The 26,267-nt window shown below is 35.6% G+C and carries 25 protein-coding genes and 1 pseudogene; 10 read left to right on the forward strand and 16 right to left on the reverse strand.

The genetic code is table 11. The features are described from left to right. Nucleotides 1-27: 27 nt before the first annotated feature. From ACQH2O_RS04105 to ACQH2O_RS04180, 16 genes are all read right to left on the reverse strand, one after another. Complete coding sequence (locus ACQH2O_RS04105) at nt 28-2,325, reverse strand: phage tail tape measure protein (protein WP_425385055.1); 2,298 nt, start codon at nt 2,323-2,325, stop codon at nt 28-30. A gap of 109 nt (nt 2,326-2,434) precedes the next feature. After that, entirely contained in the window at nt 2,435-2,692 is a 258-nt protein-coding gene (locus ACQH2O_RS04110; protein WP_425385056.1) for a phage tail assembly protein, read from the reverse strand. A gap of 46 nt (nt 2,693-2,738) precedes the next feature. After that, nucleotides 2,739-3,245, reverse strand: coding sequence for a phage major tail tube protein (locus ACQH2O_RS04115; RefSeq protein WP_265023128.1), 507 nt, complete (start codon nt 3,243-3,245; stop codon nt 2,739-2,741). Nucleotides 3,246-3,256: 11 nt separating this feature from the next. Next, nucleotides 3,257-4,444, reverse strand: coding sequence for a phage tail sheath subtilisin-like domain-containing protein (locus ACQH2O_RS04120; RefSeq protein ID WP_425385057.1), 1,188 nt, complete (start codon nt 4,442-4,444; stop codon nt 3,257-3,259). Further along, nucleotides 4,437-4,997 carry a hypothetical protein gene (locus ACQH2O_RS04125; RefSeq protein WP_425385058.1) on the reverse strand — a complete coding sequence of 187 codons (561 nt, stop codon included), beginning with the start codon at nt 4,995-4,997 and terminating at the stop codon, nt 4,437-4,439. The genes ACQH2O_RS04120 and ACQH2O_RS04125 overlap by 8 nt, the downstream gene beginning before the upstream one ends. 6 nt (nt 4,998-5,003) lie before the next feature. Further along, nucleotides 5,004-6,425 (reverse strand): hypothetical protein, encoded by a 1,422-nt coding sequence (locus ACQH2O_RS04130; protein ID WP_425385059.1) that lies wholly within the window; start codon nt 6,423-6,425, stop codon nt 5,004-5,006. After that, complete coding sequence (locus ACQH2O_RS04135) at nt 6,422-6,616, reverse strand: hypothetical protein (protein ID WP_425385060.1); 195 nt, start codon at nt 6,614-6,616, stop codon at nt 6,422-6,424. Before ACQH2O_RS04135 ends, ACQH2O_RS04130 begins: the two co-directional genes overlap by 4 nt. Before the next feature lie 4 nt (nt 6,617-6,620). Continuing rightward, nucleotides 6,621-7,805, reverse strand: a complete 1,185-nt coding sequence (locus tag ACQH2O_RS04140; protein ID WP_264953770.1) for a hypothetical protein — start codon at nt 7,803-7,805, stop codon at nt 6,621-6,623. Nucleotides 7,806-7,809: 4 nt separating this feature from the next. Then, complete coding sequence (locus tag ACQH2O_RS04145) at nt 7,810-9,738, reverse strand: DUF4815 domain-containing protein (protein ID WP_425385061.1); 1,929 nt, start codon at nt 9,736-9,738, stop codon at nt 7,810-7,812. Between the two features lie 2 nt (nt 9,739-9,740). Further along, complete coding sequence (locus tag ACQH2O_RS04150; protein ID WP_425385062.1) at nt 9,741-10,442, reverse strand: hypothetical protein; 702 nt, start codon at nt 10,440-10,442, stop codon at nt 9,741-9,743. 82 nt (nt 10,443-10,524) lie between these two features. After that, nucleotides 10,525-12,573: an AAA family ATPase gene (locus ACQH2O_RS04155; protein WP_425385063.1), complete on the reverse strand. Its 2,049-nt coding sequence runs from the start codon at nt 12,571-12,573 to the stop codon at nt 10,525-10,527. 17 nt (nt 12,574-12,590) lie between these two features. Further along, nucleotides 12,591-13,829, reverse strand: coding sequence for an AAA family ATPase (locus ACQH2O_RS04160; RefSeq protein ID WP_264376934.1), 1,239 nt, complete (start codon nt 13,827-13,829; stop codon nt 12,591-12,593). After that, on the reverse strand, nt 13,826-14,326 hold the full coding sequence (locus tag ACQH2O_RS04165; protein ID WP_182364992.1) for a hypothetical protein: 501 nt from the start codon (nt 14,324-14,326) through the stop codon (nt 13,826-13,828). The genes ACQH2O_RS04160 and ACQH2O_RS04165 overlap by 4 nt, the downstream gene beginning before the upstream one ends. Nucleotides 14,327-14,363: 37 nt before the next feature. Further along, entirely contained in the window at nt 14,364-15,152 is a 789-nt protein-coding gene (locus ACQH2O_RS04170) for an AAA family ATPase (RefSeq protein WP_208571551.1), read from the reverse strand. A gap of 11 nt (nt 15,153-15,163) precedes the next feature. Continuing rightward, nucleotides 15,164-15,985: an ATP-binding protein gene (locus ACQH2O_RS04175; RefSeq protein WP_425385064.1), complete on the reverse strand. Its 822-nt coding sequence runs from the start codon at nt 15,983-15,985 to the stop codon at nt 15,164-15,166. Nucleotides 15,986-16,080: 95 nt separating this feature from the next. Next, on the reverse strand, nt 16,081-16,575 hold the full coding sequence (locus ACQH2O_RS04180) for a sigma-70 family RNA polymerase sigma factor (protein WP_190321275.1): 495 nt from the start codon (nt 16,573-16,575) through the stop codon (nt 16,081-16,083). A 582-nt stretch (nt 16,576-17,157) separates the two neighbouring features. Here ACQH2O_RS04180 and ACQH2O_RS04185 point away from each other — a divergent pair. The 10 genes and pseudogenes from ACQH2O_RS04185 (at nt 17,158) to ACQH2O_RS04230 (ending at nt 26,139) form a co-directional block, all read left to right on the forward strand. Continuing rightward, entirely contained in the window at nt 17,158-17,607 is a 450-nt protein-coding gene (locus tag ACQH2O_RS04185) for a crossover junction endodeoxyribonuclease RuvC (protein WP_038228276.1), read from the forward strand. A gap of 103 nt (nt 17,608-17,710) precedes the next feature. Beyond that, nucleotides 17,711-18,922 (forward strand): DNA modification methylase, encoded by a 1,212-nt coding sequence (locus tag ACQH2O_RS04190; protein WP_425385065.1) that lies wholly within the window; start codon nt 17,711-17,713, stop codon nt 18,920-18,922. 32 nt (nt 18,923-18,954) lie between these two features. Beyond that, nucleotides 18,955-19,434 (forward strand): hypothetical protein, encoded by a 480-nt coding sequence (locus ACQH2O_RS04195; RefSeq protein WP_264378236.1) that lies wholly within the window; start codon nt 18,955-18,957, stop codon nt 19,432-19,434. A 3-nt stretch (nt 19,435-19,437) separates the two neighbouring features. Continuing rightward, the gene (locus ACQH2O_RS04200) at nt 19,438-20,916 is read left to right on the forward strand and encodes an ankyrin repeat domain-containing protein (protein ID WP_425385066.1); all 1,479 of its coding nucleotides are present in this window, start codon (nt 19,438-19,440) and stop codon (nt 20,914-20,916) included. Then, the gene (locus tag ACQH2O_RS04205; protein ID WP_425385067.1) at nt 20,913-22,736 is read left to right on the forward strand and encodes a phage terminase large subunit family protein; all 1,824 of its coding nucleotides are present in this window, start codon (nt 20,913-20,915) and stop codon (nt 22,734-22,736) included. Before ACQH2O_RS04200 ends, ACQH2O_RS04205 begins: the two co-directional genes overlap by 4 nt. Before the next feature lie 3 nt (nt 22,737-22,739). Continuing rightward, nucleotides 22,740-22,973, forward strand: a complete 234-nt coding sequence (locus ACQH2O_RS04210) for a hypothetical protein (RefSeq protein ID WP_425385068.1) — start codon at nt 22,740-22,742, stop codon at nt 22,971-22,973. Between the two features lie 40 nt (nt 22,974-23,013). Further along, nucleotides 23,014-23,274, forward strand: a complete 261-nt coding sequence (locus ACQH2O_RS04215; RefSeq protein WP_012673197.1) for a hypothetical protein — start codon at nt 23,014-23,016, stop codon at nt 23,272-23,274. Further along, nucleotides 23,265-23,546, forward strand: a complete 282-nt coding sequence (locus ACQH2O_RS04220) for a type II toxin-antitoxin system RelE family toxin (RefSeq protein WP_010962706.1) — start codon at nt 23,265-23,267, stop codon at nt 23,544-23,546. Before ACQH2O_RS04215 ends, ACQH2O_RS04220 begins: the two co-directional genes overlap by 10 nt. A gap of 102 nt (nt 23,547-23,648) precedes the next feature. Further along, complete coding sequence (locus ACQH2O_RS04225; RefSeq protein ID WP_264685218.1) at nt 23,649-25,067, forward strand: phage portal protein; 1,419 nt, start codon at nt 23,649-23,651, stop codon at nt 25,065-25,067. Further along, a pseudogene (locus tag ACQH2O_RS04230) lies at nt 25,064-26,139 on the forward strand (S49 family peptidase). Before ACQH2O_RS04225 ends, ACQH2O_RS04230 begins: the two are co-directional and overlap by 4 nt. Nucleotides 26,140-26,267 lie beyond the last annotated feature (128 nt).

A 26,267-nucleotide genomic window follows, 5' to 3' on the forward strand; every position in this document is an offset into this window, starting at 1 on the left:
ATAAAAAATTTTTAAAAACATAGTTGATCAATAAAACGTCTCTACTGTATCAAATAAAACATCACGTGATTTTTCTCTTATCCTTTTTATTACTTCATCTGCAAGACTACGAACATCTTGATTTGGCTCTGCTTTAATGCTGATAGTGTAATTATTAGTGATGTTCTGAGTTTTATTTTGTTCTTTATTTTCAAATTTACTCCTTCCAAAATCTGCAAATATCTTATCATTATCGCTCTCTGTAAACTTTTTCTCCTCAATAAGGCTTTTGATTCTGAAATTATTCTGATTTCTCTTGGAAAATTCTTTAATTATACTGTTACTTAGCAAAGGATTTCCACTGTTGAGAATATTACTCTTTAGGGGACTATGTACTGCTTTTACTTCAGTTTTTCTTTTTTCAAACTCTTTCAGTGGGCTATTCCCTAATACTTTTCCAAATACACTTTCCCCTATCCATGAAAAAGCTTCTTCTATGGGTTTTATTATCGATTTCCAAAAGCTAGAGAAAAAGTCTTTCACCTTTTGCCAGTTAGTGATAACAAGAGCTGCGCCAGTAACAAGTCCAGCAATTAAAAGCCCTATAGGATTACTCATTACAGCAAGCGTTATTGTTCTTAGTCCTGTTACTACTGCAGGAAAAACTGTAGCTGATAAAAATGAAAATACTCCAAGTAGGTTTGCTTTCAGACCAAAAATCGTACTTCCTAGCAATGTAAATCCGTATCCTAGTCCTACTGCTGCAATTTTTAAACTTATCAAAGCTGCTACAGTACCCATGATCGTCGTGGTTAAAGTTGGATATTTTTCTGCAAAAGAAGCTATATGCTCTGTTATTGTTTTCAAACTTCCAGCTACATAATTCAAGGTAGGTAACATTACTGACCCTAGATTCATGCCAGCTTCAACTATTGCATTTTTAAGTAATTGTAATTTATTAGCTGTAGTGTCTGCACGATTTTTGAATTCTTCTTGCAGAGAGCTTCCGTACTTTTCTGTATTAGCCAGTAACTTTATTGCATCCTCATACTTATTAAAACTTCCAGCTAATAATGCAATATCATCTTGATATTCCTGACCGAAAAGTTTCATCAGGATTGTAGAACGTTCCTGATTATCCATTTTCTTTAGAGTTTGAAAAAAGTGAAGTAGTGCTTCTTCTCCGCTTTCACTGATCCTTTGTACCATTTCTTCCGCGGTTATGCCCATTTCTTCTAGTGCTGCTTTGAATTCTTTTCCTTGACCTTCAGCAGTTTGAAGTTTGCTAAGCAGTGCATTTATAGCAGTTGCAGCTTTTGCTGGTTGTTTACCTAAACTAATAAAAGCATTTACTAAGCTGCTTGTTTGTTCAAACTTTAATCCAAACTGCTTTGCAGTACCACCAACTATTGCTAGAGCTTCAACCATATCTTTTGCTTTAGCAGCAGTGTTATCTGATAAGTGGTTGATTACATTACCAACATGCTCCATTTCACTAACATCAATTCCATAAACGTTAGAAAGTTTAGCTATGGAATCACCTGCTTGCTCTGCAGACATATCAAATGCTGTAGACATTTTTGCTACTGTTTCTGTAAACTTAAAAAGATCTTCTTTCTTGATACCAAGTTGACCACCGCTTGCAGCTATTTGTGCTAATTCTGCGGCTGATAATGGTATTGTTCTTGACATTTCCTTTAACCCTTCAGCAAATTTAGTTACTTCATCTTTTTTATTATCAAACTTTACTACCTTCTTAACATCAGCCATAGCCGATTCAAAATCAACAGCAACTTTAATTGGCGCTGCAAGCGTTAGCCCTAGCCCAATAGTCTCTACAATTTGTGACTTAAAATGTGCTTTACTTGCTAAAAAACTTTGGTGACTACGTATTGCAGACCCAAGCTTACCATACTTACCTTTTAGCACTTCAATAGAAGAACCAAGTTTATATTGATCACTTACTAATGACTTAATATTTCTTCCACTTTTTCTTACTTCTTCATTAAATGAATGCAAAGCATCTCTCTTTTTCAAATATGCTTCTTTTGCTTTTGTTGCAGAAAACTTAGCTTTATCAAACTCAGCTTTTAAAGTTTTGCTTGGTTTCTCTATTGCTTTCATTTGTTTAGCTAAAGATTTTACCTGATCCTCAAAACCTTTCCATGACCTTCTGCTAGTTAAAACATCACTACCCAACTGCTTAAACTTTGATACTGATTTTAAAGATGAATCAAGCTTTCTTATATTCTCACCAAGACGGGTAAGTTGACTACTGCTTCCCTTTATTACAGTATTAAAACTGCCATCAAGTACCGCACCTATTTTTATCGATAATACTGACATTTGAACTCCCTAGCTAATTTGCTCCATAAAATAAACTCACTAATCTCCATATCAAGAATGTGCTCAACTCCACCACCTATGATAGAGCCAAGCACTAGTATTTCTAATCTCAAGTTTTTTGGATAATCGGTGAAAAAAAATCCTTTAATACCTCTTGCACTTTCACATAATCAGCAATATCTAACTCTTCAATCGCTTCTTTTGCAACTGATGTCAAATTGGCAGTCAAAGTTGCTTCCTTACTTAGATCACTACCATTAAGGCGTTCTATTGCTAAATAATCCCTTACTTTTGGACGTCTAATGGTAAGTTCTGAGACAGAAATACCATCAACTGTTATTGGATTATCAAGTTTTACTGTTGTCATACTTTCTCCTAAAAAATAAAATTCTAAAATCTTTTTAAAACTAAACCTAAATACCTAAAACCGTTTGCAGCAAGGCCATTTGATCAACACCATTTATCTTTCTTATCATATTTTCAGCATCGATCTCTATCAGCTCATTGCCACCTATCGTAAGTTTATAATAATGAGCAGCTACAGTGCATTTTAGAGTGGCTTTTTCAGCAGGTTTCCAGCTACCAAAATCAAATTCTTTGAATATGCCTCTAAGGTTGATAATTACTCCTTCAACCTCATTGCTACCACTACCTTGCATTCCTCCACGGAGCGTTAAAGATACTGAGTTTCCATCTATCAAGCCAAAAAGTCTAAATAGTTCTGAATCATACTCAGCGAAAGTAAAGTCTGCTTCAAGTTTCTCCATGCCCATATCAATATTTATTGGAATATCCATACCACCAGCACGATACTCCTCTGTTTTTATGGTAAGTTTTGGTAGCGTAATTTCATCTATTTTTCCTGCATAACCACGGCCATCTACAAATACGTTAAAATTTCTCAGTATTTTGGGTAACACTTCGCTTTCTCCTAACTTATTACACTATTATTTACAAGATGGGATCTGAATATTATTTGCTCAGCTGGATATGGCGGTGTAAACTCAAAATCAAAAGACACTTTTCCGCTTGCAATATTTGCCGGTGTATTGAGTTCGGGAGTTGCATAACATTTTCCACTGATAATCGCTCCTTGTACTTTTAAATTGGCCAAATAAGAATTCACCCCCTCAATCACATCATCTATATAAGTTTTTGTGATATTGCGATCAACTGCCCAGAGATGAGCTCGAAGTAAACTATCGTTAATTAAATCTGCAGTGCGCCTTACTGATAGAAAAGCCCATTTCGAATCGTTTGAACATGTTCTATTTCCCCAAAGCCTATAGCCATTTTGATGAATTATCGTTGTTACTTCATTTTCATTTAAGTGGTTTGCTCTGCAATTTGCATAACCTAAGCTAAAATCAATAGGCCTGCTTGTGCCAACAATACCATTTATCTCTTTATTTGAAGGTGAATGCCAGAAGCCTTGTTCGCTGTCTATTTTAGCTATTAAACCAGCTACAAATGGACTCGATGGCAAGATTTTTTCTTTTCCTTCAATAAATAACTTAATCCATGGGTCAACTACGTAAACTCTTGAGCTGCCTACACTTTTTCTCCATTTTATTGCTTCTTCATCATTAGTATTTGGTCCATCTGCAACAATAATTGCTCTTAATTTTTCTGCTATGGAAATTAAAGCACTCACTACTGGATTTACTCCATCTATTTCAGGTAACTGATGAGTAAACTGAGGTGCAATTAATATTCTTGGAGCAATATGAACTATGCTTTCACTACTGAGGAATGCCTCTATCCCTTGATACTCTCCAGTCTCTTTATCAACACCGCCAATTATATTTTGGATAGTTTCACTTTCTTTGAGCTTTGAATCGCTGTTTTCACTTTCTTTAACTCGAATAACTACTACTGTTGCACCAATCTGGGAAAATATTCCATTTATTGCAGAAGGTAAACTGCCACTCTTTCCGAGCTTTGCTGCTTCCTTTAAGCTTCCTGCAACTAACACTGGTTTATTTAGCGGAAATTTTTGCTCATCTGCTTCAGGTGCAGTACCAATTACACCTATCACTGATGATTTAGCTGTACGTACTGTCTTTGCTCCTGAGGTTACCTCAATAACATTTACGCCATGTAAAAATTCTTCAGCCATTTCTTTGTATTTTTTTCCTGAAATCATCGAGCAAAGTCCTTAGCTCACTTTCGCTTTTGGCTTCTTCAATCTTTCTCTTGGCTAAATCTTCAAGCTCTTCACATTTCATTATTTCTTTTACTGCTTTTTTCACTTTTTCCTCAATTATTCTTGCCATTTCAATAACCGTAATACCACGGACTTTTGCTAAAGGTTCTATAATTTCTTTATCCTTTTCATCTATAGATTCTGGTGCTGCTAGAATGCTTTTTGCGGCTTCCGCTTGAATCTCATAAGATTTAGCTTTTTGGTGAGAATGACCTGCATATTGGTGAGTATGATTATCATAATAGAAACGCATACTATCAAATGCACAAAGCTTCGCATTATCCAGTAACTCCTTTTGTATATCTTCTTTAGTACGCTGAGCAATTTTTCCTCCTTCTGTTAAACAATAGCTTTTTTGCCAATCAAAATCTTCTGGTGCTTCATACCAATCATTTTCAGTTGGCTTGCTTTCAAGTGTTGTTGTTTCTACTTGTTTATCATTTTCAAATCTAATGTAGATAGACATTGTTTGTTACCTCCAAATCTCATACGTGTTAGATAATCCTGGACATTGCCAACCCCTGAGCGTCCTTTCCACATCTACCTCAAGCCCTGTGGTGAGAAAATTGCTACGTATGTTATAAATCCCCCACTGAATAAATTGACCATAGTTGTGTACATAATTTGATGCAAGCATACCTTGACTAACTTGTGTTCTGGAATACAGATAAGATGATGTGTAAAGTAATATTGCAACTGTTTTTCCTGCTGGAATCTCCACATTACCAGATCCGGCTAACTTGCTATCAGAACTCATGTATTGGTAAACATTTTTCCATACTATTTTTGAAATACTTGATTTATTAGAATTAGTGTTATCAGGAGTTCCCACAAATAATCCTGCTCCCCCATACTCCGTACTCGAATACGATGATCCAACAAATTCCATTGTCTTATTTATGTTCACATTGGTTGTATTTTTTACAAATACTACTCCAAGTGCAGCATACGGGTAATAGTATATCTCATCATAACTACCCGAAAAACTTTTTGTGCATAACTCTCCGTAAATAAATGTTCCTTTACTTCCCTCTATAAAACTTAGTTGTCTTGGCCGATAAAAACTAACGTAATCTGTATTGTACGTATGGCTACCTGCTAGTAGTTGTAACATATAGTCAGTTTTTGTTATATCACTACTCCACTTTCCAAGCTCTGTCGTAAAAGTTCCGTGGCCAAAATAATTATTTTTTCTGCCAAGTACACCAAATAAGAAAGGTAATGACCCTGGTTCAACCATGTTGCGCTTTCTTATTTCATTTATAAGAGACACTTTTAACTGTTCATCCCGAGTTTTTACCTCATTAGAGATGTTTTCAATTCGAGTTTCTATTTCTCCTATAATTGATGAGCCAGATGGTACATTATTAACAGCACGAAAATCTTCTACTAAACCTTTAAGACCATCTTTATGACTATTACTAATGCTATTTATTGCTGCAATATTGGCATTCTTTCTCGTATCAAGTAGCGATAAATTTGTTGTTCCTTTTTCATCAATTCTCTTTAATAACTGCTTCTCTGATTCAGAGATCACTGCTAAAGAACTAGCTTTTTTATTATCCAGATCAGTTAAGTGTTTTTTTGCACTATCAAGAAGTTCTTTTAGCTTACCATCTGTCATCTGTACAATTTCAGAAACTGCACTTTTGTCGACTATTGATTCCAATGCTTTAGCAAGATATGCTAATTGATCTGGTGTACTGTTTGCTGCTAAATCCTTAAGCCTCTTTTGTAGTGCATCAATTATCTCTTTTACCTCAGTCATCTGCACAATGTCAGCAATAGCTTTTTTATCTGCTATCAATTCCAGAGATTTTGCAAGATATGCCAGTTGATCAGGTGTGCTGTTTGCTGCTAAATCCTTTATCCTTTGGTATATTGCTTCTTTCATTTCCAAAAATTTAAAAAAGTCTCAAAATTAAACCGCTCAAAATTACTCTTAAGTTGATTATGCTCATCTTCTCTTTCGGTAATATCTTCATCTATTTTCTTAATTGTGGTACGGATACGAACAACATCTTGCACAGCAATGTTTTCTGGATGAGTCAAAGAGTATCCTCTACTTGTTTTATCATCTGACATTCTGCTAAGTGATAATGATTCGTAGATTTTTGACTTTTGGACGATAGACAACCGTTCCACTTAAAACCAATTTTATCCTTGTATCATTACCATTAAAATTTGATAGCACATGAGTTCTCTCTACCAAATTTTCTCCAATTGGTTTTCCTGATGTTAAATTTACTAATTGCCAATCCACGTTTTTTTGTACATATGCTTTAACATCTGCAGTGCCAGGTATCAGCGCATCATATGTTATGGTAATCTTAGTGTTAGCTCCTGCTGTAATGCTTCTTGTAACATAATCTCCGAACTCTGAAAGATTACCCAGAACTAGCTGTAACCCAGGATAGAGAATAGGACTTTTTTCTCGCCCTCCTTTTAGGCTTGCTTTTACCGTTAATTCCCCATTTATTCTTTCACGCAGCGCGAGCGGCAAATTATCAGACAAAAAGTTTTCTCTTCCCTCTTCATCTGTTAAGATAAATTCTACATTGGTATCAAATGCTACTTTTTCGACGTTCGTCAAAACAATTAAATCTGATACATTATTTACAGTAACTTTGCCCAGGTCAACAACATGAGAAACTTCACTAAATTTTGCAGCTAGTAGTCGAAACGTTAAATCTAAATTTTGATGTGGAGTCCAGGTGCTTGCATTGCTAGATGACAGTAATACTCCTACTTGATATGGTTGACTTGTTACCCAACGGCTATTTACTGCATCATACTTGCCAAGCTCTGCTATTTTTACTGCAGTATCTGCATCATCAGTAAGTAGTACTATCGCATACTCCTCTCCTGCATGGCAAAACATTGGTGACCATTCTATACGTGTTGCTGTGCCATCTATCTTTATATCTTTTGGCTCAATATAACTTTCAGCAATGACAGTCTGCGAGGGCATTCCCACTGCTGTTTCTCTAATCTGCACAACAACACGTTTTTTGCCTTTATTTATAAACCATAACTCTAGACCTCCTATGTGTCTGCTCTCATTTAAAGTAAATGTTTGCGCTAAAGGATCAACTCTTCTTGCTGCGATAACTCTTCTTCTCTCTTCTATGGTAATAGTTTTTTTACCAGTGTACGTTGCTTCTCCATAGCTTCCTTTATCACCATAAAACTGTACTAATTTAGTACCTGCTGGAATATTTGCTGGGATTTTTATTTTTCCACTTATTTGTCCTTGATTGTTAACTATTAACATATTTTTATGCTATAGGTTGAATAATTATTCCGTCAAATTTTATCTCTTTAAGCTTCTCACTTGGCTCAAAACCTTCAATTTCAAAATTCTGTACTGCTTCTCTCATAAATTCAGTTTCGTATGAGGTACTTGACAGCAGCTCTGTTGTTTCTTTAACATTAAATACTCTGGTTACTGGACTTTTCCAATTCGTGGTAACCTCTGTCCAGTGGTCAATGTTTTTATTTAGAGTAATTTGTGCCGGAACTGGATCAAAAGCTTGATATGGATTGATCTTTTCTCCTTTAGTCTGTAAAAGCTGCTCCAGTACCGGTTCAAGTTTATAAGGTAAAAGATAAGGTTCTTTACCTCTTTCAACATCAATAATTTCCACATCTATAGGTAAAATTAATTCTTTGTTTACTATTGCTGCAGACTGCGAAATTCCTTGATCACGCATATCATCATCAAAAAACGAATCAACAAATACTCCTTTTTTCGTTGTAGGTTCTCTTGAATTTGCATCATTGCGTAGACGTTCCTCTGCAACCAGCGCATAAAGATCATTTATTCCTTTTTTCATTGCTTCAAGCTCATTCATCGGTACAGCATGAATAGCATTATTCACTATTTTTACCCCTTCGCCTTTTTTCCACGTCTGATGAATGTAGCAGAGCAAAAGTTGTCCAGAGGGCGCTTTAGGCATTGATGGTCTCCAAGGGTGAGCTATACCTTTTATTCTCCTTACCACCCCTTTGCTATCGATAGTAATTAAATCATAGCAGGGCATTTTCCAGGTGTAATCAATCAGAACCAAGCTGTTATCAACTGCTCCTTTTACTTTGCATCCCTGTTCACTTATATCTTCAGGGCTTACATGAGTACGACAGCGGTAGGTTATTTGATAACTACTTCCAGGAGCTGGTTCTTTGCCGGGTAATGACCAATCAATATTTCCTGCGTTTAGTTTATAATCTACACTATTTTCATAAATAACATTACCTTGTTTAATTTGAATAATTTCAAGTACTGCAGAGTCAGGTATTGGATCAACAGCTCCTGAATATGAACCATGAGTAATGGTAATGGTTTTTTGAACAGTTATATCTACTTTTTTAATTTCACTTATTGGAAAATCATTAACTTTAAGTTCCATTACTCTTTGGCTATTTGGCTGAAAAGTATGTGGTTCTGATTCAACTGATTTTATATTCGGATCTTCATCAAAAGAAACACGAATACTGTGAGGAAGTTCAATCTCATAGCCATCAACATGAGCTTTGCCCTCATTAATCACAAATATTTTTTTTCCTCCTTCTCCCTCTTCCTTTTGCAGGAACATTACTTCAAGACCATTTACGACGTAGGAACCATTTGCTTCTTTGTCATAACGAGCAAGAGCAGTAGTTACTATGTTTGCTTGTGGAGGTGGTGAATGTTCTATTAATACTCCATTTTCAATGTTATAGATTGGATAAAACTCTCCTTCAGAAAAACGTGGAGAAAGACCTTCTGCTTGATAACCCCAAATGGTGGAAACTTTAAGCCTTGCAGCTCCTACTTCCTGATAGTTTCTTGTACCAATAGCAGGATCACGAAGGTTTTCATCCTCAAGTTCTGTAATCGTAGATTCTACATAATAAACACCTATGCGAACTGTGGTACTCAGTGGAATAACAAATTCTTCTTTTTCAACTTTTCTAACTGCACCGCGCAGATAGATTTTTCCTCCCTCAAGTGTAGCTTTACCAGTTTTTGCATCTATAATACAATTGCTTCCCGTTATAACATCACCATCACGAAATATTGCATCACCTATGCCTTTAAGCTTAGAGAGAGCATACTCCTGAGTCTCGTTTAATTCTGCAGATTGCAAACCTCTTCCAGCAAGAAATAAGCTTTTTTCGTACTCTTTGTCAGGATTAAAGCGGTTATAATAGCTAGTCAGTGTCATAGTTAAAAAGTCACTACAAATGAAAAAGTTTCCCGGGTTGCAGCTGTTCTGATAAGTGGCACAGTGTGTTCTAAAACTAATAAAATTCCATGGTTTTCTACATCTTTTGGCTCAAAATATCTCTGTCCTCTAGGTAATCCTTCTTTTATTTTAGTGCCAACCATAACCCCAAGCTCTCTGATTACTTGATTTGCTGCATCCGTGAAATCGAAAGTAAATTTAAGGTACAAATTATTGGTTGGTACATTTGAGGACCTAAACCTTCCAGAAGGAGTTACAAGTTCTCCATTCTCATCACCTGTGCAGAAGAGAACCTCATCTGCAGTACGTCTGCCAAGTTCATTCAAGAGCTTTATAGAATTTATAGATTCAGGTGGTGTGCTTTGAGTATATTCTACAGTAACTGCACTATTTGCCGTGATAGAGCTATTTTCCGTAAGTTTTATTACACCAGTACTGCCATTAACTGTATAGTCAATACTTGGCTGATAAGTTGTTTGCCCTGTAAAAACCTTCACATCTTTAATAGGTTGACGATCAAAAATAGGTTGATGATCAAATTTTATTTCACCCTTAACGAAAGTTTTTTCTACTTTGTGGCTACTTCCAGAGCTTGAATCACCTGTTCCCCAAGCAAGATGGATAGATTGCTTTTTGATGCTGGCTGCTATTGCTGCTCTTCCTGACTGTGTGAGTATTGACATTTTCCCCCTATATTATATATGTACGGTGAGTTCAAAATTCGTCCGCAAAAATCAAAATATTTTTTTATATCAGAAAAATTTTTTAGGAGAATAGCTCAGCTCCACAGCTAAACTTTCCAACACCGCGAGCAAATGGTCCGCTAGGAATGTCAAGCCATTTATCTTCTTTTGAACCAGTAGCCATTCCCTTAACCAGCTTCCGTGTTTGTAACAGCTCTTGAACTATACGCTCCATTCTATCTCTTCCTATACTGTGAAACTCCTCAGGTAGTCTATGCCGCTGTTTATACACTCCTGTACTTCCTGTATGGGTAAATGGATGTCCAGAAATTGCTGCTCGTGTAATTGCAGTTATAAGATGCTGCTTTGAATCTTTTTCGTTCATATTTTTTATTCTTAATCTTTCAGTTATGTCCTCTAACAATCCTGTTTCTTCATTTCTTAAATAAGTGCGTAAAGTGCGATCAGCCAAACCGTTTGCTTTAACAATTGCTCCATAAAATAATGCGTTCTGTCTTACAGATTCTCCTATTGATTTAAAAATTGTCGGTTTAGCTGTATCTTCCACAGACCAAAAAGCGTATGAACACCTAACACCATTAACAAGAGCAGATGTACCTCTAATGGCATCACGTGCTTGCTCAACAGTCGATATAGGTTTTTCACTTTTTGGCTTTCTCATATGATGAGCAGTAATTATTGATGCTCCAGTGCTACCTGCTAAATCAGATAATAAAGACATCAAATAATCGCCTACGGCTGGGTCAGTATTTAAATCAGCATGCACGAATGATGCAAGTGGATCAAATACGATTAATTTTAAGTCTTTTATTTTATTAAGTTGTTTTGTTATCGATTCAAATTCAGGAGAAGTCTCTATAACTTTACCTGAAACACTTTTTATGATTGTAAGTGATCCACTAACATTTGGTAATGGTACAATAAAGAGCCTATCCTTATATTTTAATCTCTCGCATTGTGAGTCAAGACGCTCTAAACGACGATGTATTTCACTCATATCATCTTCTGCAGAGAATATTACAACAGATCCATGTTCAGTAACTAAAGGACCAAAACCACATGGCTGATCTTTTCTACTCGCAACTTTCAGTGCTAAATCAAGCAGAAGCATACCTTTGCCAGTATCTCCCATCGCAGCTAGAATAGATGTCACTCCTAAAGGAAATAACCCTTCAACAAGAAACTTTTGCTCCGGTACTGGACCTATAAAACGTTCTACGCTCCATTCTTGAATATTAAGCAATTGCTTAACGATGATTTTTTTCGAGTTATTTTCAATGAATTCAGGAATATTCATCTTTTCTTCTATACCATCAGCTGAATCCCATCCCTTTGGTTTATTCTCCGGTATTTCAAGAAGAGTAAGTGATAAAACACCAAGAAAAGTAAGCTTTTTCACAACTTTCTCAGCATATTGTTTACCTGGTTCATCATTGTCTGGCCAAATAATAACATGCTTGCCCTTAAGTGGTGACCAGTCTGTTTTTTCTATTGGTGCATTTGCTCCTAACATTGCAGTTGTGGCAGTCATACCTTGCTCTATCAGAGCATCTGCACACTTTTCACCTTCAACTAAAATCACCTTATCAGATTTCATAATACCTGAAATATTATATAAAGGCCTGATCTGTGGTGGAGTAAAACTAGACCTTTTTACATCAAAAGGAAGATATCTTTTTCCTGAATCAGTGTTATAACGATAAACTGTAACAATCACTTGATCACTTTCATCGTAATAGTTCCATGATGCCGTTGGTTGCCCCAGAGTGTTATTTTTTTCCGAATAACCAATCCACTTAGCAATATCTTCTATCGTATCAGTAAATTGATTTTTTCCAGTAACAGCAGCCCAAAGATCAAAAATATCTCCTCCTTCTCCGGTAGAAAAATCATGCCATAATCCGGCTTTACTGCCAGTTAACTCCACTATCATACTTTTTCCTTGATTGCCTTTTAGATCACCTACATAGAACTTATCACCACGAAAAGTTCCTCTTGGCAGTAAATAAGAAAGACATGACCTTATATTTGATAGGAGTTGAGTTTTTAACTGTTCTTTCTCCCCTAAGAATTTATAATGTCCATTTCTTTGTGAACAATAAATATCCATACCTACCTGAAGAATTTTTATGTTCTAGCTATAACGTTAGCAGATTTCCAACATCCATTAATCTTATTGATGAATTTTGTTGGTATAGATCTACCGTTTCTAAGTTCATATACTACTTGCAAGATATTTGTACGTTTATTGGGTTGAAATATTACTATTCCAGATGTATAAAAACTTCTTAAAGCGTTAGCACCAACGAGAGCTTGAAATGGATTCTTTTCCAATATAGAGGTAGGTACTTTTTTGGTGTGATTTGTGATGATTATTCCAGCCATAGGATTAATCTTGGAACGTAGTTTTTCTATTGCATGCTGCAGACCATAGTTAACGGAATTATAAGGAGAATCAATCACAACTAAATCAAACTTTTCCTCTACCATATTTTTTATTTTTTCTATACCTTCTTCATTTAAGGTCAAATTCATCTTGTTCGTCACAATTAAGTTTTCTGTTGCTAAATGAGGAAGTTTGTTGAGTTGTTGTATACGTTCTCTAATGTAATCATATTCCATTTCGTTTTGTAGATAGAATATTTTTAGCGGTCTTGTAGGCTTCATGCCAAGAAATGATCTTCCTGCTGCCAGATGTACTAATAGAGAAAGAAGAAAATGACTTTTGCCAATCTTTGGAGTACCACCTATGACCAAAAGACCACCTGGTGTCAAAATTCTTGGGCCTATTATATCTTGTGGCATTGGTGATTTGTCATTTAAGTAATGATTTACAGAAAATGCTTTTCCTTCGTTTTGTTTTTCTTGTAATATGGAACTTCTTTCATCTTTACCGTTCAACCATGTTTCAGCAGAATCTATATTACCTTTAACTAAAGTCCAAAGGTCTATTATATTTCCTTTCTTTTCTTCGATCAGGTTGTACCAATTTCCTGCATTTTCTCCTTCCATTTCAACTATTATCTTATTTCCATTTCTACTGCCAATATAGAATTTATCTTGGTAAGATTTGCCTTCAGGTAACAAATAAGATAAACAATCTTTGATGTTATTAATTAATAATGATTTTATTTTCAAAGCATTTTTAGATGAAAAATCCATAAAATTCTCCTTGTTTATTCCAAATTTGTTCAACATATTTTTTAGACGTTTAAAGTCAAGATTAGCCAGCTCACAAACAGTTTCAAAAGATCGTGAGCGAATCCATTGACAAGCCTCTTTTTTAAGTTTAGGGTTTTTTCCTGCTGCATCCTGAATAGCTCTAGTAATAACAGCAGCCCACAACTTTCCTTCGTCATACTTCAAAATGGTAACCAATCATCTTGAAAACTTTTTTGTAATTCTGGAGTAATAACTGTAGTAATCCTATTCCTATCTCCATACGTATTATTAGTTTCAACGCCTACTTTCGCTGTAAACTCTAAATCGTTGAAATCAGCTATAGAGTTGATTTTTCTAGCAGTAACTGCTTTCTCTGAAGTGTCATTTGCATGAATATTTCTGGATGATTCCAAAATACTACGCAGCATAGAACGTCCAGATTCTCCCCAGATGTCTTCTTCACCTTCTGCTTTGCCATTTTTGATACCTATAATCTGAAAAATCTTGCGTTTTGCATATGGACCTTCAGTGACAGTAAATTCAGTGTTTAAATAGATGCTGCCAGTAGTGTAGTTTTTAGTGAACCAATTTTCATAACCTCCAGGCTTTATTGCCATTTTTACCTTGACTATTGTACCTTTCGGTATTAAACTGCTCTGCAGTTTTGCATTATTAAAATCAGTTAAAAAATCTTGTAGCATACGCTCTCCTATAAGTTGACTTTAAAGTGAAAGTTAGCTATTCCATTAGCTGCCAATGACCATTTATCTTATCGACAAGTTTGTTTGGCACGCGTTCACCATTGCGAAGCTCAAATACTATCTGGCGTGCACTGCTTTCTTCATCATGAGCAAACATCACCATACCAGTACTGTAAAATCCACGTAAAGATCCAGCACCACTTAGGCCTTGAAATGGATCTTCTTCGAGCATCTTTTTCGATAATTTTTTTGTATGATGAGTGAGTACAATACAAGCATCTGGATTGACAGCACTGCGTAGCTTCTCAAGAGTCTTTTGCAGAAAGAACAGCATAGCACTATTATCATTTTCATTTCCATATTCACTGCTAAAGATGTTACGTAATGGATCTATGGCCAAAACATCAGGTTTAAAGCGTTCATTTACAATCTCCTTAATTTCACTTATTTCATCATGATTAAATGATAAGTGCACTTTTGGCGTAATGATTAAGTTGTTAGCAGCTACATTCAAAAGTTCATTATCAAGTTGTTGCAAACGTTCTTTCATATATTCATATTCAATTTCAGTTTGCATGTAGAAGATTTTCAAAGGTCTATTTGGTGTCATACCGAGAAATGATCTACCAGCAGCCATGTGGACAAGCCAAGAGATCAAAAAGTCGCTTTTGCCAATCTTAGGAGGGCCACCAAATACTAACAAACCTCTTTTAGTTAGAATTCTTGGTGAGATTATATCCTCTGGTATTGGCGATCGATCGTCCAAGTATTCTTTCACACTGAAAAAAGGAATTTTTTGACCAATAGTTAAAAAGTTTTGTAGCATATAATAACCTCCTATATGTTGGGCGTGACAGGTTGAATTGCAAAAGCTTTAGTTTTAATTTTTGTAAGAAGTTTTTCTAGATGCGGTTCTTCAACCATATTAAGGCAACCACTTCGATCTTTAGCAGGATATCCCCAAGAATTAATCGTCTGACAGACAAATGAACGAATTTCTGTACCATCATCTTTCTTGATTCCAACCATGCTAATTACTTCATCAACAATGCCAGGAATTTCACTTGCGGTTTTAGCACCTTCACATTGAGGTAGCCAAGTCGAGCGATTGAAATCATCAAGGTATTGCCCAAGAGTTCCAACTATAATGATGTCTTTATTTGGAATATGTTGAAACTGATTGAGCCAAGCCATCATCTCTTGAGCAAGTAACCCGTAAGCAGCTCTCATATCTTGTTTTCCTGATCTTTCAGAAAAAGCTTCAGGTTGCATTTTTGACCATAAAAGACATAAACGCGAGGCTACTGTAATACTATCGATAAAAACACATCGATACTTGAAAAACTCCGAAGCAAGCTCTTTGTATTTACTGGATACATGCTCATAGTGTCTTTGGCTATATGCTGAGTCAGATTTTAACGCAGGATTAGGACCACCTATGAGACATGCAATATCTCTTGCCTCATTCCAAGTACGAATACTTACAGAATCCCCTTGCCAATCTTGAACAGCAAGTAAACCTGCCTCAAAATCAAGACAAAGTGTTGGTTCATTTATGGTCTTTAAGAGACTAGTTTTACCTATACCATAAGGACCAAAGATGACCATTTTTATACCTGTTTGAACTTTTAGCCGTTCATTGCTGTTCATTATTTTCATTTTTCTCCCAGTACCTAAATATATATGTACGATGACCTAGGCAATTCGTCCGCAATTTGCAAAAAAAAAATTTTTGAGCAAATATAATCGAGAGCTTATAACTTCTCTAAAACTGAGAATTTATTGCGTATTCGTTCTAGTGTGCGATAGATAGTTGTCTTTGGTATTTTGGTTATTACAGAAACTTCAGTAATAGTAAATACCTTAAGTAATTGACATAAATTACTATCTTTTTCAGACAAAGTTGAAATTATATTATTTATGTCAGTGCGAATTATCGCTTCGATTTCCGAGTTCCTATGATCTGGAATATCGTCGTTTATATCATCAAAAGTTATATTACGTTTTAGACATAACTGATTGCGTAACATATTGCGAGCACAATAATTAGCTAATCTAGCAACGAAAGTACTAAAACTACTTCTTTTCTCATCGTGCCGGTTAAGATATTGCCAAACCTGACAAAAAAGCTCTTGTTCTATATCTTCGAGACTTTCGTTAATAAAACAGCTTTTGGATTTAAGGCGCGAAGCTTGAAATCTCACATGTTTAACAATTGTAGAATCGATTCCTTGATAAGAATTCTTCATAAAAACTCCAAAAGTTTCATGAATAGAGATTTTTACCAAGATCTTGTATGACTAATTTATTATAAAAAAGTAGTAATAATTTTTTTATCTAAAAGAATAAAATCTTTAAAAGTTAAAATAAGATTTAAACGTTTTGATACACTACTGAAGCTACTTTTTCATAGGTAAAAAACTACCAATTTCGTACCTAATTTCTGAATTACTAATTAGTATTTCAGAAAGCAGTAATCGTTAAGTTATTGATAATATTGTCTTTTTTATGTTCTATTCCTAAAAGCCGTTTCTAAAGTTAAGTGGCTAAAATCGGCCAGTAAAGAGGGTTTACGGATTACTGAAGTCTTATATATATTATATATATATTTAAATACAGGTAAAATATAATATATGATAATATAATAATATAAATATTGGCGTAATATAAGTTATGTAAAATAGTTATTAAGATAAGTAAAAACTCAAATGGCAGGATATGAAATTTTTTTTAATTTTTTTTCAAAATTGCGGACGAATTTGCGAGTCATCGTACATATATATTATACAGGGCATTGAACTTTAATTACACAAAGGAGTTTTTGTACGTCAATCTTAACGCTAGATCTCGGCAAGCAAACAGGCTGGGCAATTCTAACAGATGGAATAATTGAAAGTGGGAGCAAAAGCTTTCATGGTAGTCGTTTCAGCGGAGGTGGAATGTGTTTCTTAAACTTTTGCAATTGGCTCAATTCTTTGAAAGACATTTCTGCAGTGTACTTTGAGGAGGTGAGAAGACATTTAGGAACTGATGCAGCCCATTGCTACGGTGGGTTTCTTGCAGTGCTGTCTGCTTGGTGTGAAGAGAACAATATTCCCTACCAAGGTGTTAATGTTAAAACTATAAAACGCTTTATAGCAGGCAAAGGCAATGCAAGTAAGAGTGAAGTTATTGAAGCGATACGTGAAAAAAGTTTTTCACCTAGAGATGATAATGAGGCCGATGCTTTGGCATTAATGTTCTATATTAGTAAAGATATTAATAAGACGAAAAATCCATAAAAAGTGGGTCCTTTCAGCCATACTGGCGGATTTGGTGGGTTTGACCCCAGGCCTTCTCTAGCGTCAGATATATTTTGAATATTAACTTTTTAATTATTAAGATATGAATTTAGCAATCCACTACTATCCTACTCGAAACCTAGTTGAATATGAGCGTAACCCACGTAAAAATGACGATGTGGTCAACAGAATGTGTGCTTCTATTCGAGAATTTGGCTTTCGTATACCAATAGTTGCAAAAAGTGATGGCACTGTGGTTGATGGTCATTTAAGACTTAAAGCAGCAAGAAAACTTGGTATGGAAAGTATTCCAGTGGTCTTAAGTGATAATCTAAATGAACCACAAACCAAAGCTTTTCGATTACTGGCAAATCAATCAGCTAATTGGGCAAAGTGGGATGATGATCTTTTGAGAGTGGAAATTCAAGAATTAGAAGATTTGCAGTTTGACCTTAAAATGACTGGATTTGAATTAGAAAAAGTTCAACATTTCCTTGATGATTTAGATAGTGAAAAAGAAGATTTTTCTGACTTGGTTGGTGATGAAAAAAGGGTAGAAATAACAAAACCAGGGGATTTATGGATTTTAGGTGATCATAGAATCTATTGTGGTGATAGCTCTGTAGTTGAATCATATAAAGCGCTGTTAGATGATAAAATGGCAGACATTACTGTTTGTGATCCTCCATATAATGTTGATTATGGTGGTAGCCAAGATAAAAAAATATTAAACGATAATCAAGGTGAAAAGTACGAACTTTTTCTCTACGATATCTGTTCCCATATTTTAGCATATACGAAAGGTGCAATTTACATTTGCATATCATCATCAGAGTTTTCAACGTTGCAAAAAGCATTTGAAGAGGCAGGAGGAAAATGGTCAACATTTATCATTTGGGCAAAGAATCACTTTACGCTAGGCAGATCAGATTATCAAAGACAATACGAAGCAATGCTCTATGGATGGAAAAGCGGCAATAAACGTGAGTGGCATGGAGGTAGAAATCAAAGTGATCTATGGTTTTATGATAAGCCAATACATAACTCACTGCACCCAACAATGAAGCCAGTAGAGCTAATGGAGAGAGCAATAGTAAACAGCAGTAGACCAGGAGATATAGTACTTGATCCATTTAGTGGTTCTGGTAGCACATTGATTGCATGTGAGAGAACAGGAAGAATTTGCAGAACAATAGAGCTAGATTCAAAGTTTGTAGATGTAACGATAAAACGTTGGCAAGTATACACGGGAAGAGATGCCATTTTAGCCGGTACTGGTAAAACCTTTTCAGAGACTCAAGAAGAAAATTCGTAAAAAATAGGCAAAAAAGAGAGAAGAAAAAAAAAGTGAAAAAAATAACACAAACAGAATGGGCAAGAGAGATAGGAGTATCAAAGCAATATGTCTGTTATTTAGTAAAGAAAGGGATAGTTGAGTTGGAGGATGGTTTGATCAATAGAGAACAAGCAAATGAAGCAGTAGCGGCAATAAGAGATCCAAGTCAGCCACTGAGGAGGAAAAATCCAGAAAACGAAAATACAAGTAACCTTTCCACGATGTTGCTAAAAACTCGAATAAAAAATGAAATGGAACGAGGTAAACTTCTTGAGGCGAAAGCTAAGGCTGAGATTGGTGAACTTGTAGCAGTAGAGGAAGTAAAGCGCGATGCATTTAATGTAGCAAGAGTTGTCCGTAATAATTTGCTTAATATTCCAAATAGAGTTTCAGCACTGCTTGCATCACTGAGTGACACTGAAAAGATTCATATGGCGCTAACCGAAGAGATTACAAACTCATTACAAGAATTATCTAATATTAAGTTTTAAATAATGTCTGCTAACTTAAGTTTAGAATTAATAAAGTGTCTTATTAATCAACCAGGAGTGGATGTAAATGTTAGAGGATTAAATGGAAAGACACCACTACATTGTGCTATAGAATTTGATGAATTAAGCATGGTGGATTTGTTACTCACGAAGAAGAATATTAATCCTTTTGTGGAAGATAATGAAGGTAAAACATCTCTTGATTACGCCAAAGAAGGGAAAAAAGCAGAAATATTACAAGCGCTAATTAATAACAAGTACGGGTCAGAACAAGATAGTTTACTTCATTTAGCTGCAATGATAGGTGAAGTTAATGCAGTTAGATATTTGATAGGAAAAGGTATTGACGTTAATGTACGAAATGCTTTGCATCATACGCCATTACATCTAGCAGCAGGGATAGGAAATGGAAATGTTGTCAAAATTTTAGTAAAAGAAGGAAAAGCTGAAATCGAGGTTTTTGATGCACGAAATCAGACACCAATGCACTATGCAGTTAATAACAAAAAGTTAGAGATAGTAAAGTTACTGCTGAAACTTGGAGCAGATGTAAATAGTGCACGCATGGGACAAAACTCAATGAAATTGTCGCCTGTGCATATAGCTGTAAGTAATACTAATTACGATGAAAGAGACTTATGTCTTGATATTCTCAAATGCTTAATAAGGGAGCCTAATGCTCAAGTCAATTTACAAGATTACGAAAATAAAACGCCACTACATTACGCTGAAAGACTTAAAACAATAGAAGTTTTACTAACGCGAGAAGATATAGACCCTCTGGTAAAAGACGATAGCGGCAAGACACCATTTGATTACGCTAAACCTGAGATAAAGAAGGCTTTGATGAGTAATAAATACGGTTCTGAAAAGAATAGTCTACTCCATTTAGCTGCACAAAGAGGAGAAATTGAGATTGTAGATGCAATTTTAAAAGAAGAAATTGATATTGATATTTCAAATAATAAAGGTCTATCACCGATTTACCTTGCTGCAGAAAAAAGGCATTTACATGTAGTAAAGTTATTGCTGAAAAAAGGAGCAAACTATACACCTGTTCTGCACTTAGCAATCAAGTCAAATAATTTAGAATTGCTAAAAACTTTATTTAAAGAAAAGAGCATCAAATTACCAGACGAAATAGGCAAGTCTGTACCAGTTTATTATAGGTGTATAGAACATAGAGATGCAAAAGTAAGAAAATACACCAATGTGATCTGTGTTTTTACCTCAGTAAGTGCAGTAGCAATAGCGGTATGTATAGGGTTAACAGCAACAACAATAAGCAGTGCAATCATTTTTGCAACAATAACAGGGATATTTGCGCTTATTATAGCAATAATGATAAGTGAGATGAGCAAAAGATATATAGAAAACGAATTTCAGAAAAAGATGTTTATGGAATTGGAGGAGTGTGGAGGAATAAACTCTACTGTTAACAATATTGAGATAGAACCAATTATGAGTAGATGCAGACAATGATATACGCTAGAGCTTTTTCTGAAGGTTTAAGACCAGATCCAGAGCTTAAAGTATCAGAGTGGGCGAATGAGTATCGAGTTTTAGCGCCAACTGCAGCATCAGAGCCAGGAAAGTGGAGAACGGAAAGAACTCCTTATTTAAAAGAAATAATGGATTCACTATCTCCTTCTTCACAGGCTGAAAAAGTAGTATTTATGAAGGGAGCGCAGATTGGAGGAACAGAAGCAGGCAACAATTGGATTGGCTATATCATCGATCAAACACCAGGACCAATGCTAGTAGTACAGCCAACAGTTGAAATGGGAAAGCGTTGGTCAAAAGGAAGATTTGCGCCACTGATTGAAAGTACACCATGTTTAAAAAGTAAAGTAAAAGACCCAAGATCAAGAGATTCAGGCAATACTGTACAAAGTAAGGAGTTTCCAGGTGGAATTGTAGTAATAACCGGAGCAAACAGCAGTGTGGGACTTCGCTCTATGCCAGTAAAGTATCTCTTTCTTGATGAAATAGATGCATATCCAGGAGATTCAGGAGGTGAAGGAGATCCAGTACTGCTCAGTATTGTACGAACTAATACATTTGCACGGCGAAAGATTTTTTTAGTATCAACACCAACGATTCATGGAATAAGCAGAATTGAGAAAGAATTTGAAGCAACAGATAAGCAGTACTTTTTTGTACCATGTCCATATTGTAATTACTATCAAGTTCTGAAATGGTCACAAATAAAATGGAAAAACAACGACTCAAGAACAGCACATTATGTCTGCACTGAATGTAGCGGCAAAATAGAAAATCATCAAAAGACAGAGATGCTTGAGCGTGGAGAATGGAGACCTACTAATAGAGTAAAAGGTGAGAAAAAAGGATTTCATCTTTCAAGTCTTTATAGTCCAGTTGGGTGGTATAGCTGGACTCAAGCAGTAGAAGATTTTCTCCATGCAAAAGAGAGTGAACAATTACTGAAAGTTTGGATAAATACCACTTTAGGAGAAACTTGGGTAGATAAAGGAGAAGTACCAGACTGGAAGCAATTATTTAACAGGAGAGAATTTTTTCCCGTAGGCACAGTACCTAGGAGAGAAGTGGTGCTTACTGCAGGAGTAGATGTCCAAAAAGATCGTTTAGAAGTAGAAGTTGTAGCATGGGGAAAAAGCCGTGAAAGTTGGTCCATAGACTACCAGGTATTTGAAGGTGATACTGGAGGAGGAGAAGTATGGGGAAAACTCTCTGAGCTGTTAAATCATCATTTTATCGGTGAAAATGGTCTTGAATACATGATAAGCATGATGGCGGTTGATGCTGGGTATGCGACACAAGAAGTATACAATTGGGTAAGAGGTCATCAAGGCTCTGGAAGAGTAATGGCAGTGAAAGGTGTAAATAAAGCCCTAGTACCACTTAGCAGCCCAAGTAGAGTAGATATAACAGTTGGTGGTCAAAAGCTGAAAAGAGGAATAAAGCTATGGCCAGTAGGAGTATCGATATTAAAGTCAGAGCTTTTTCAATTACTTAATGTTTTAAAAGAAGGTGAAGAAGCTCCAGCAGGATATTGTCATTTTCCGGAGTATGCACCTGAATATTTTAAGCAGCTAACGGCAGAGCAATTAGTCAGCAAAGTGGTGAAAGGATACACCAAACAAGAGTGGCAAAAGGTAAGAGAAAGAAATGAAGTACTAGATTGCCGAATTTATGCAAGAGCAGCATCGATAGCACTGGGAATAGACAGATGGCCAGAGAGTAAATGGAATAGTTTAAGTGAAAAACCGGAAAGTAAAAAATCAAAGAAAATAGTCAAAAGCAAATGGATCAGCAAGTAATAAATGTATAACGAAGATTATTTAATTCAAGTCGAAGAAGCGATAAAGAAACTACAAAACGGAGAGCGAGTAGTATCAATTGCATATGGTGACCATGTTGTAAGATATGCTGAAGTAGATATAAATGATTTACTAAGCTTAAGACAACGAATTAAAGCTGAGCTAAAGATTGCTGGAGTGGAGCCAAAGAGGAAAATTGTTTTTTCAACAAATAAAGGGGTTGACAAAATTATGTAAAAATGTTACAGTTTAGAGTTGATATCTTACAGTGAATAATATGGATCAAAGTCAAGGAAGGCTTAATGTTAATGTAAATTTTGAGGGGGAATTTGCTCAGTATCTTACAGAAATGGCAAAAGTTCAAAATAGAACTATTGAAGAAATTGTAAAAGATCTAGTAGAAGAAGAACTTGAGGTAAGTAAACTATCTGAAGGTGACGAAATGGATGAAGGAGAAATAGCTCTACTTGAACTTGCTGCTAAACGTAATGTTCCTGGAGCAAAAATAATTAGACATGAAGATATCAAGTGGGAATAATTTACCAAATTGGTTATTTAGAAGGTGTAGATACCGAAGATCTTCCTTCTCTTCCGAAAACAATACGGTTAAGGGTGCAAAAAGCTATAGAAAAACGTCTCACAATTATTCCTGATAAAGTAGGTGAGGCTTTATCGCATAAATGGGTAGGCTACTTTAGGTTGCGTGTTGGCGATTATCGAGTCATATACTTAATAGATAACTCAGAGCACATGGTCAAAATTGCAGCAATAGGACATCGAAAAGAAATTTATAAACGTAGTCCAGAGTAATGACTCTCTACATACAATCTGTTGACCAAATTCTCTAGCAACTTGCTATAATTTTTCAATGTCAAATTGTGCAACAACTTGTTGCATAATCAAAGAGGCAAAATGTTATTAAAATCATTCAAACAACTATTTAACAAACCAAAGATAAAAAGCTCAGCCTGGGATGCTGCAGGCTCAGGAAGAAGATTTTTTCACTTTCAACCAGAGTTAGGAAGTATAAACAATTTGCTGTCTCAAAACCTTGAAACTTTACGTAGTAGATCACGTGATATGGTGAGAAAAAATCCATATGCAGCAAATATTATTGATACAATAGTAAGTAACTCTATTGGAACAGGAATAAAACCGCAATCAAAAGCAAGGGATGGAGAATTTCGAAAGAAAGTACAAGAATTATGGCTAAGATGGACAGATGAAGCAGATAGTAACGGAGTAAGTGATTTTTATGGATTACAAGCTCTAGTATGCAGAAGTATGATAGAGGGAGGAGAATGTTTTATACGTTTAAGAACGAGAAAGCTAGAGGATAGATTTTCTGTACCATTACAACTGCAAGTACTTGAGTCTGAACATTTAGAAAATAAAACAAATAAAACTTTAGCAAATGGTAATGTAATAAGAAACGGGATTGAGTTCAATAGACTTGGGCAAAGAGAAGCATATTACTTATTTAGAGAACATCCAGGAGAAGGCTCATTTGGAGAATCAGTGAGAGTACCAGCAAACGATGTTTTACATATCTATAGACCACTAAGACCTGGGCAAATTAGAGGAGAGCCATGGCTTTCTAATATACTGCTAAAGCTTTATGAACTTGATCAATACGATGATGCAGAATTAGTGAGAAAAAAGACAGCAGCAATGTTTGCTGGATTTATTACGAGACTCGATCCAGAAGCAAATATCATGGGAGAAGGTGAAAGTAATGAGCAAGGAGTAGCACTATCTGGCCTGGAACCTGGAACAATGCAGCTTTTAGACCCAGGAGAGGACATAAAATTTTCAGAGCCATCAGATGTTGGAGGAAGTTATGAAGCATTCATGAGACAGCAACTGAGGGCAATAGCAATAGGTACAGGAATAACATATGAGCAGCTAACAGGAGATTTAACAGGTGTTAATTACTCATCAATCAGAGCTGGATTAATAGAGTTTCGTCGTCGATGCGCTATGCTGCAACACAACATTATAGTATTTCAGTTTTGCAGGCCAGTATGGAGTAGATGGCTAGAGTTAGCAGTACTTTGTGGAGAACTGAGTATAGATGAAAAAGTAGTAAAAGCAGCGAAAGAAGAAGTAAGATGGATACCACAGGGATTTGATTGGGTGGATCCTTTAAAAGACCAGCAAGCACAACAAATGGCAGTAAGAAATGGATTTAAGAGTCGATCAGAAGTGGTTTCAGAGCTAGGTTATGATGTAGAAGAAATAGACCAAGAAATTGCAGAAGATCAAAGACGTGCTAGTTCCTTGGGTTTAAGTTTTGATTCCGACGTTACTACTAATCAAGAGATAATATGAAAAACCAAGCGATATGGCTAAACAAATGTGTAATGGTAGAACCAAGGAGTTTTGAATTACTGTCACTACAAACAGGAAAGCAGCCTATCTTTAAAAATATAAAACATGCGGTAAGAAATAGTGAAAGAGGAATAATACCAATACATGGAATCTTGACGAAAAAGTCAGAAGTTTTTGATGATGTATTGGGGATGACATCGTATGAGAAGATAAGTGAAGAGATAGAAGAAGCTTTAATAGATAAAGAAGTAGAAACAATAATTTTGGACATAGACAGCCCCGGAGGAGAAGTAAACGGTTTATTCGACCTTTCCGACTTTATTTACCAAGCAAGGAGAAAAAAGAGGATTGTGGCAATAGCAAATGATGATGCGTATTCTGCGGCGTATGCAATTGCATCAAGTGCTGAAAAAGTATTGGTAACTAGAACTTCAGGAGTTGGAAGCATAGGAGTAATAGCAAGTCATATAGATCAAAGTGGGTTTGATGAAAAACAGGGAATAAAATATACGACAGTATTTGCAGGAAGTAGAAAAAATGATTTAAATCCACATGAGCCAATAACTTCTGAGAGTTTAGAAAGCCTAAAAAGCGAAGTGAATCGTTTATATGGAATGCTGGTTGAGCTAATAGCACGCAATAGAAACCTTTCTGTAGAGGCAATAGAAACCTTTCTGTAGAGGCAATAAAATCAACAGAAGCAGGGCTATATTTTGGCGAGAAAGCAGTAGAAATAGGTCTTGCAGATGGAATTACAATTCTTTCAGAGTTTAAATCTATTAATAAAAAAGGGGATATTACTATGAATGAAAAAACTACAAATGACCTAGAAACTGACAATTTAACTAAGTATCGTACTGAAGTTCTTGAATTAATACGTTTATGTAACTTATCACGAATGCCAGAAAAGATAGGAGAATTTATAGAGCAAGGCGTAAGTGTTGAGCAAGCACGGGAAGTTTTAATGGAGTTACTTGCAGAGCGAACGAAAAAGACAGAGATACTGAGTGCAATACCGCGGAATTCGCAGGAAGATTTGATGACACAGGTAGCGAAAAGTCGGTGCATTTAAATTTTATAACCGCCATATATAGTGCTCTGCGGTAAATAAGTGTCCAAAATGCGCCATAATGGCTAATTATAAGGTAATAACACGCGGTGTATAGCAGTTATAAACACGGCGGTAAAAAATAAAAAAAA

The sequence above is a fragment of the Wolbachia endosymbiont (group B) of Schoenobius gigantella genome (genome assembly GCF_964031005.1).
GTDB lineage: Bacteria > Pseudomonadota > Alphaproteobacteria > Rickettsiales > Anaplasmataceae > Wolbachia > Wolbachia pipientis.

Coding starts and splice junctions, on each gene's coding strand:
- ACQH2O_RS04105 (WP_425385055.1), bottom strand. CDS start 2,325: ATGTCAGTATTATCGATAAAAATAGGTGCGGTACTTGATGGCAGTTTT.
- ACQH2O_RS04110 (WP_425385056.1), bottom strand. CDS start 2,692: ATGACAACAGTAAAACTTGATAATCCAATAACAGTTGATGGTATTTCT.
- ACQH2O_RS04120 (WP_425385057.1), bottom strand. CDS start 4,444: ATGGCTGAAGAATTTTTACATGGCGTAAATGTTATTGAGGTAACCTCA.
- ACQH2O_RS04125 (WP_425385058.1), bottom strand. CDS start 4,997: ATGTCTATCTACATTAGATTTGAAAATGATAAACAAGTAGAAACAACA.
- ACQH2O_RS04130 (WP_425385059.1), bottom strand. CDS start 6,425: ATGAAAGAAGCAATATACCAAAGGATAAAGGATTTAGCAGCAAACAGC.
- ACQH2O_RS04135 (WP_425385060.1), bottom strand. CDS start 6,616: ATGTCAGATGATAAAACAAGTAGAGGATACTCTTTGACTCATCCAGAA.
- ACQH2O_RS04140 (WP_264953770.1), bottom strand. CDS start 7,805: ATGTTAATAGTTAACAATCAAGGACAAATAAGTGGAAAAATAAAAATC.
- ACQH2O_RS04145 (WP_425385061.1), bottom strand. CDS start 9,738: ATGACACTGACTAGCTATTATAACCGCTTTAATCCTGACAAAGAGTAC.
- ACQH2O_RS04150 (WP_425385062.1), bottom strand. CDS start 10,442: ATGTCAATACTCACACAGTCAGGAAGAGCAGCAATAGCAGCCAGCATC.
- ACQH2O_RS04155 (WP_425385063.1), bottom strand. CDS start 12,573: ATGGATATTTATTGTTCACAAAGAAATGGACATTATAAATTCTTAGGG.
- ACQH2O_RS04165 (WP_182364992.1), bottom strand. CDS start 14,326: ATGCTACAAGATTTTTTAACTGATTTTAATAATGCAAAACTGCAGAGC.
- ACQH2O_RS04170 (WP_208571551.1), bottom strand. CDS start 15,152: ATGCTACAAAACTTTTTAACTATTGGTCAAAAAATTCCTTTTTTCAGT.
- ACQH2O_RS04175 (WP_425385064.1), bottom strand. CDS start 15,985: ATGAAAATAATGAACAGCAATGAACGGCTAAAAGTTCAAACAGGTATA.
- ACQH2O_RS04180 (WP_190321275.1), bottom strand. CDS start 16,575: ATGAAGAATTCTTATCAAGGAATCGATTCTACAATTGTTAAACATGTG.
- ACQH2O_RS04190 (WP_425385065.1), top strand. CDS start 17,711: ATGAATTTAGCAATCCACTACTATCCTACTCGAAACCTAGTTGAATAT.
- ACQH2O_RS04200 (WP_425385066.1), top strand. CDS start 19,438: ATGTCTGCTAACTTAAGTTTAGAATTAATAAAGTGTCTTATTAATCAA.
- ACQH2O_RS04205 (WP_425385067.1), top strand. CDS start 20,913: ATGATATACGCTAGAGCTTTTTCTGAAGGTTTAAGACCAGATCCAGAG.
- ACQH2O_RS04210 (WP_425385068.1), top strand. CDS start 22,740: ATGTATAACGAAGATTATTTAATTCAAGTCGAAGAAGCGATAAAGAAA.
- ACQH2O_RS04215 (WP_012673197.1), top strand. CDS start 23,014: ATGGATCAAAGTCAAGGAAGGCTTAATGTTAATGTAAATTTTGAGGGG.
- ACQH2O_RS04225 (WP_264685218.1), top strand. CDS start 23,649: ATGTTATTAAAATCATTCAAACAACTATTTAACAAACCAAAGATAAAA.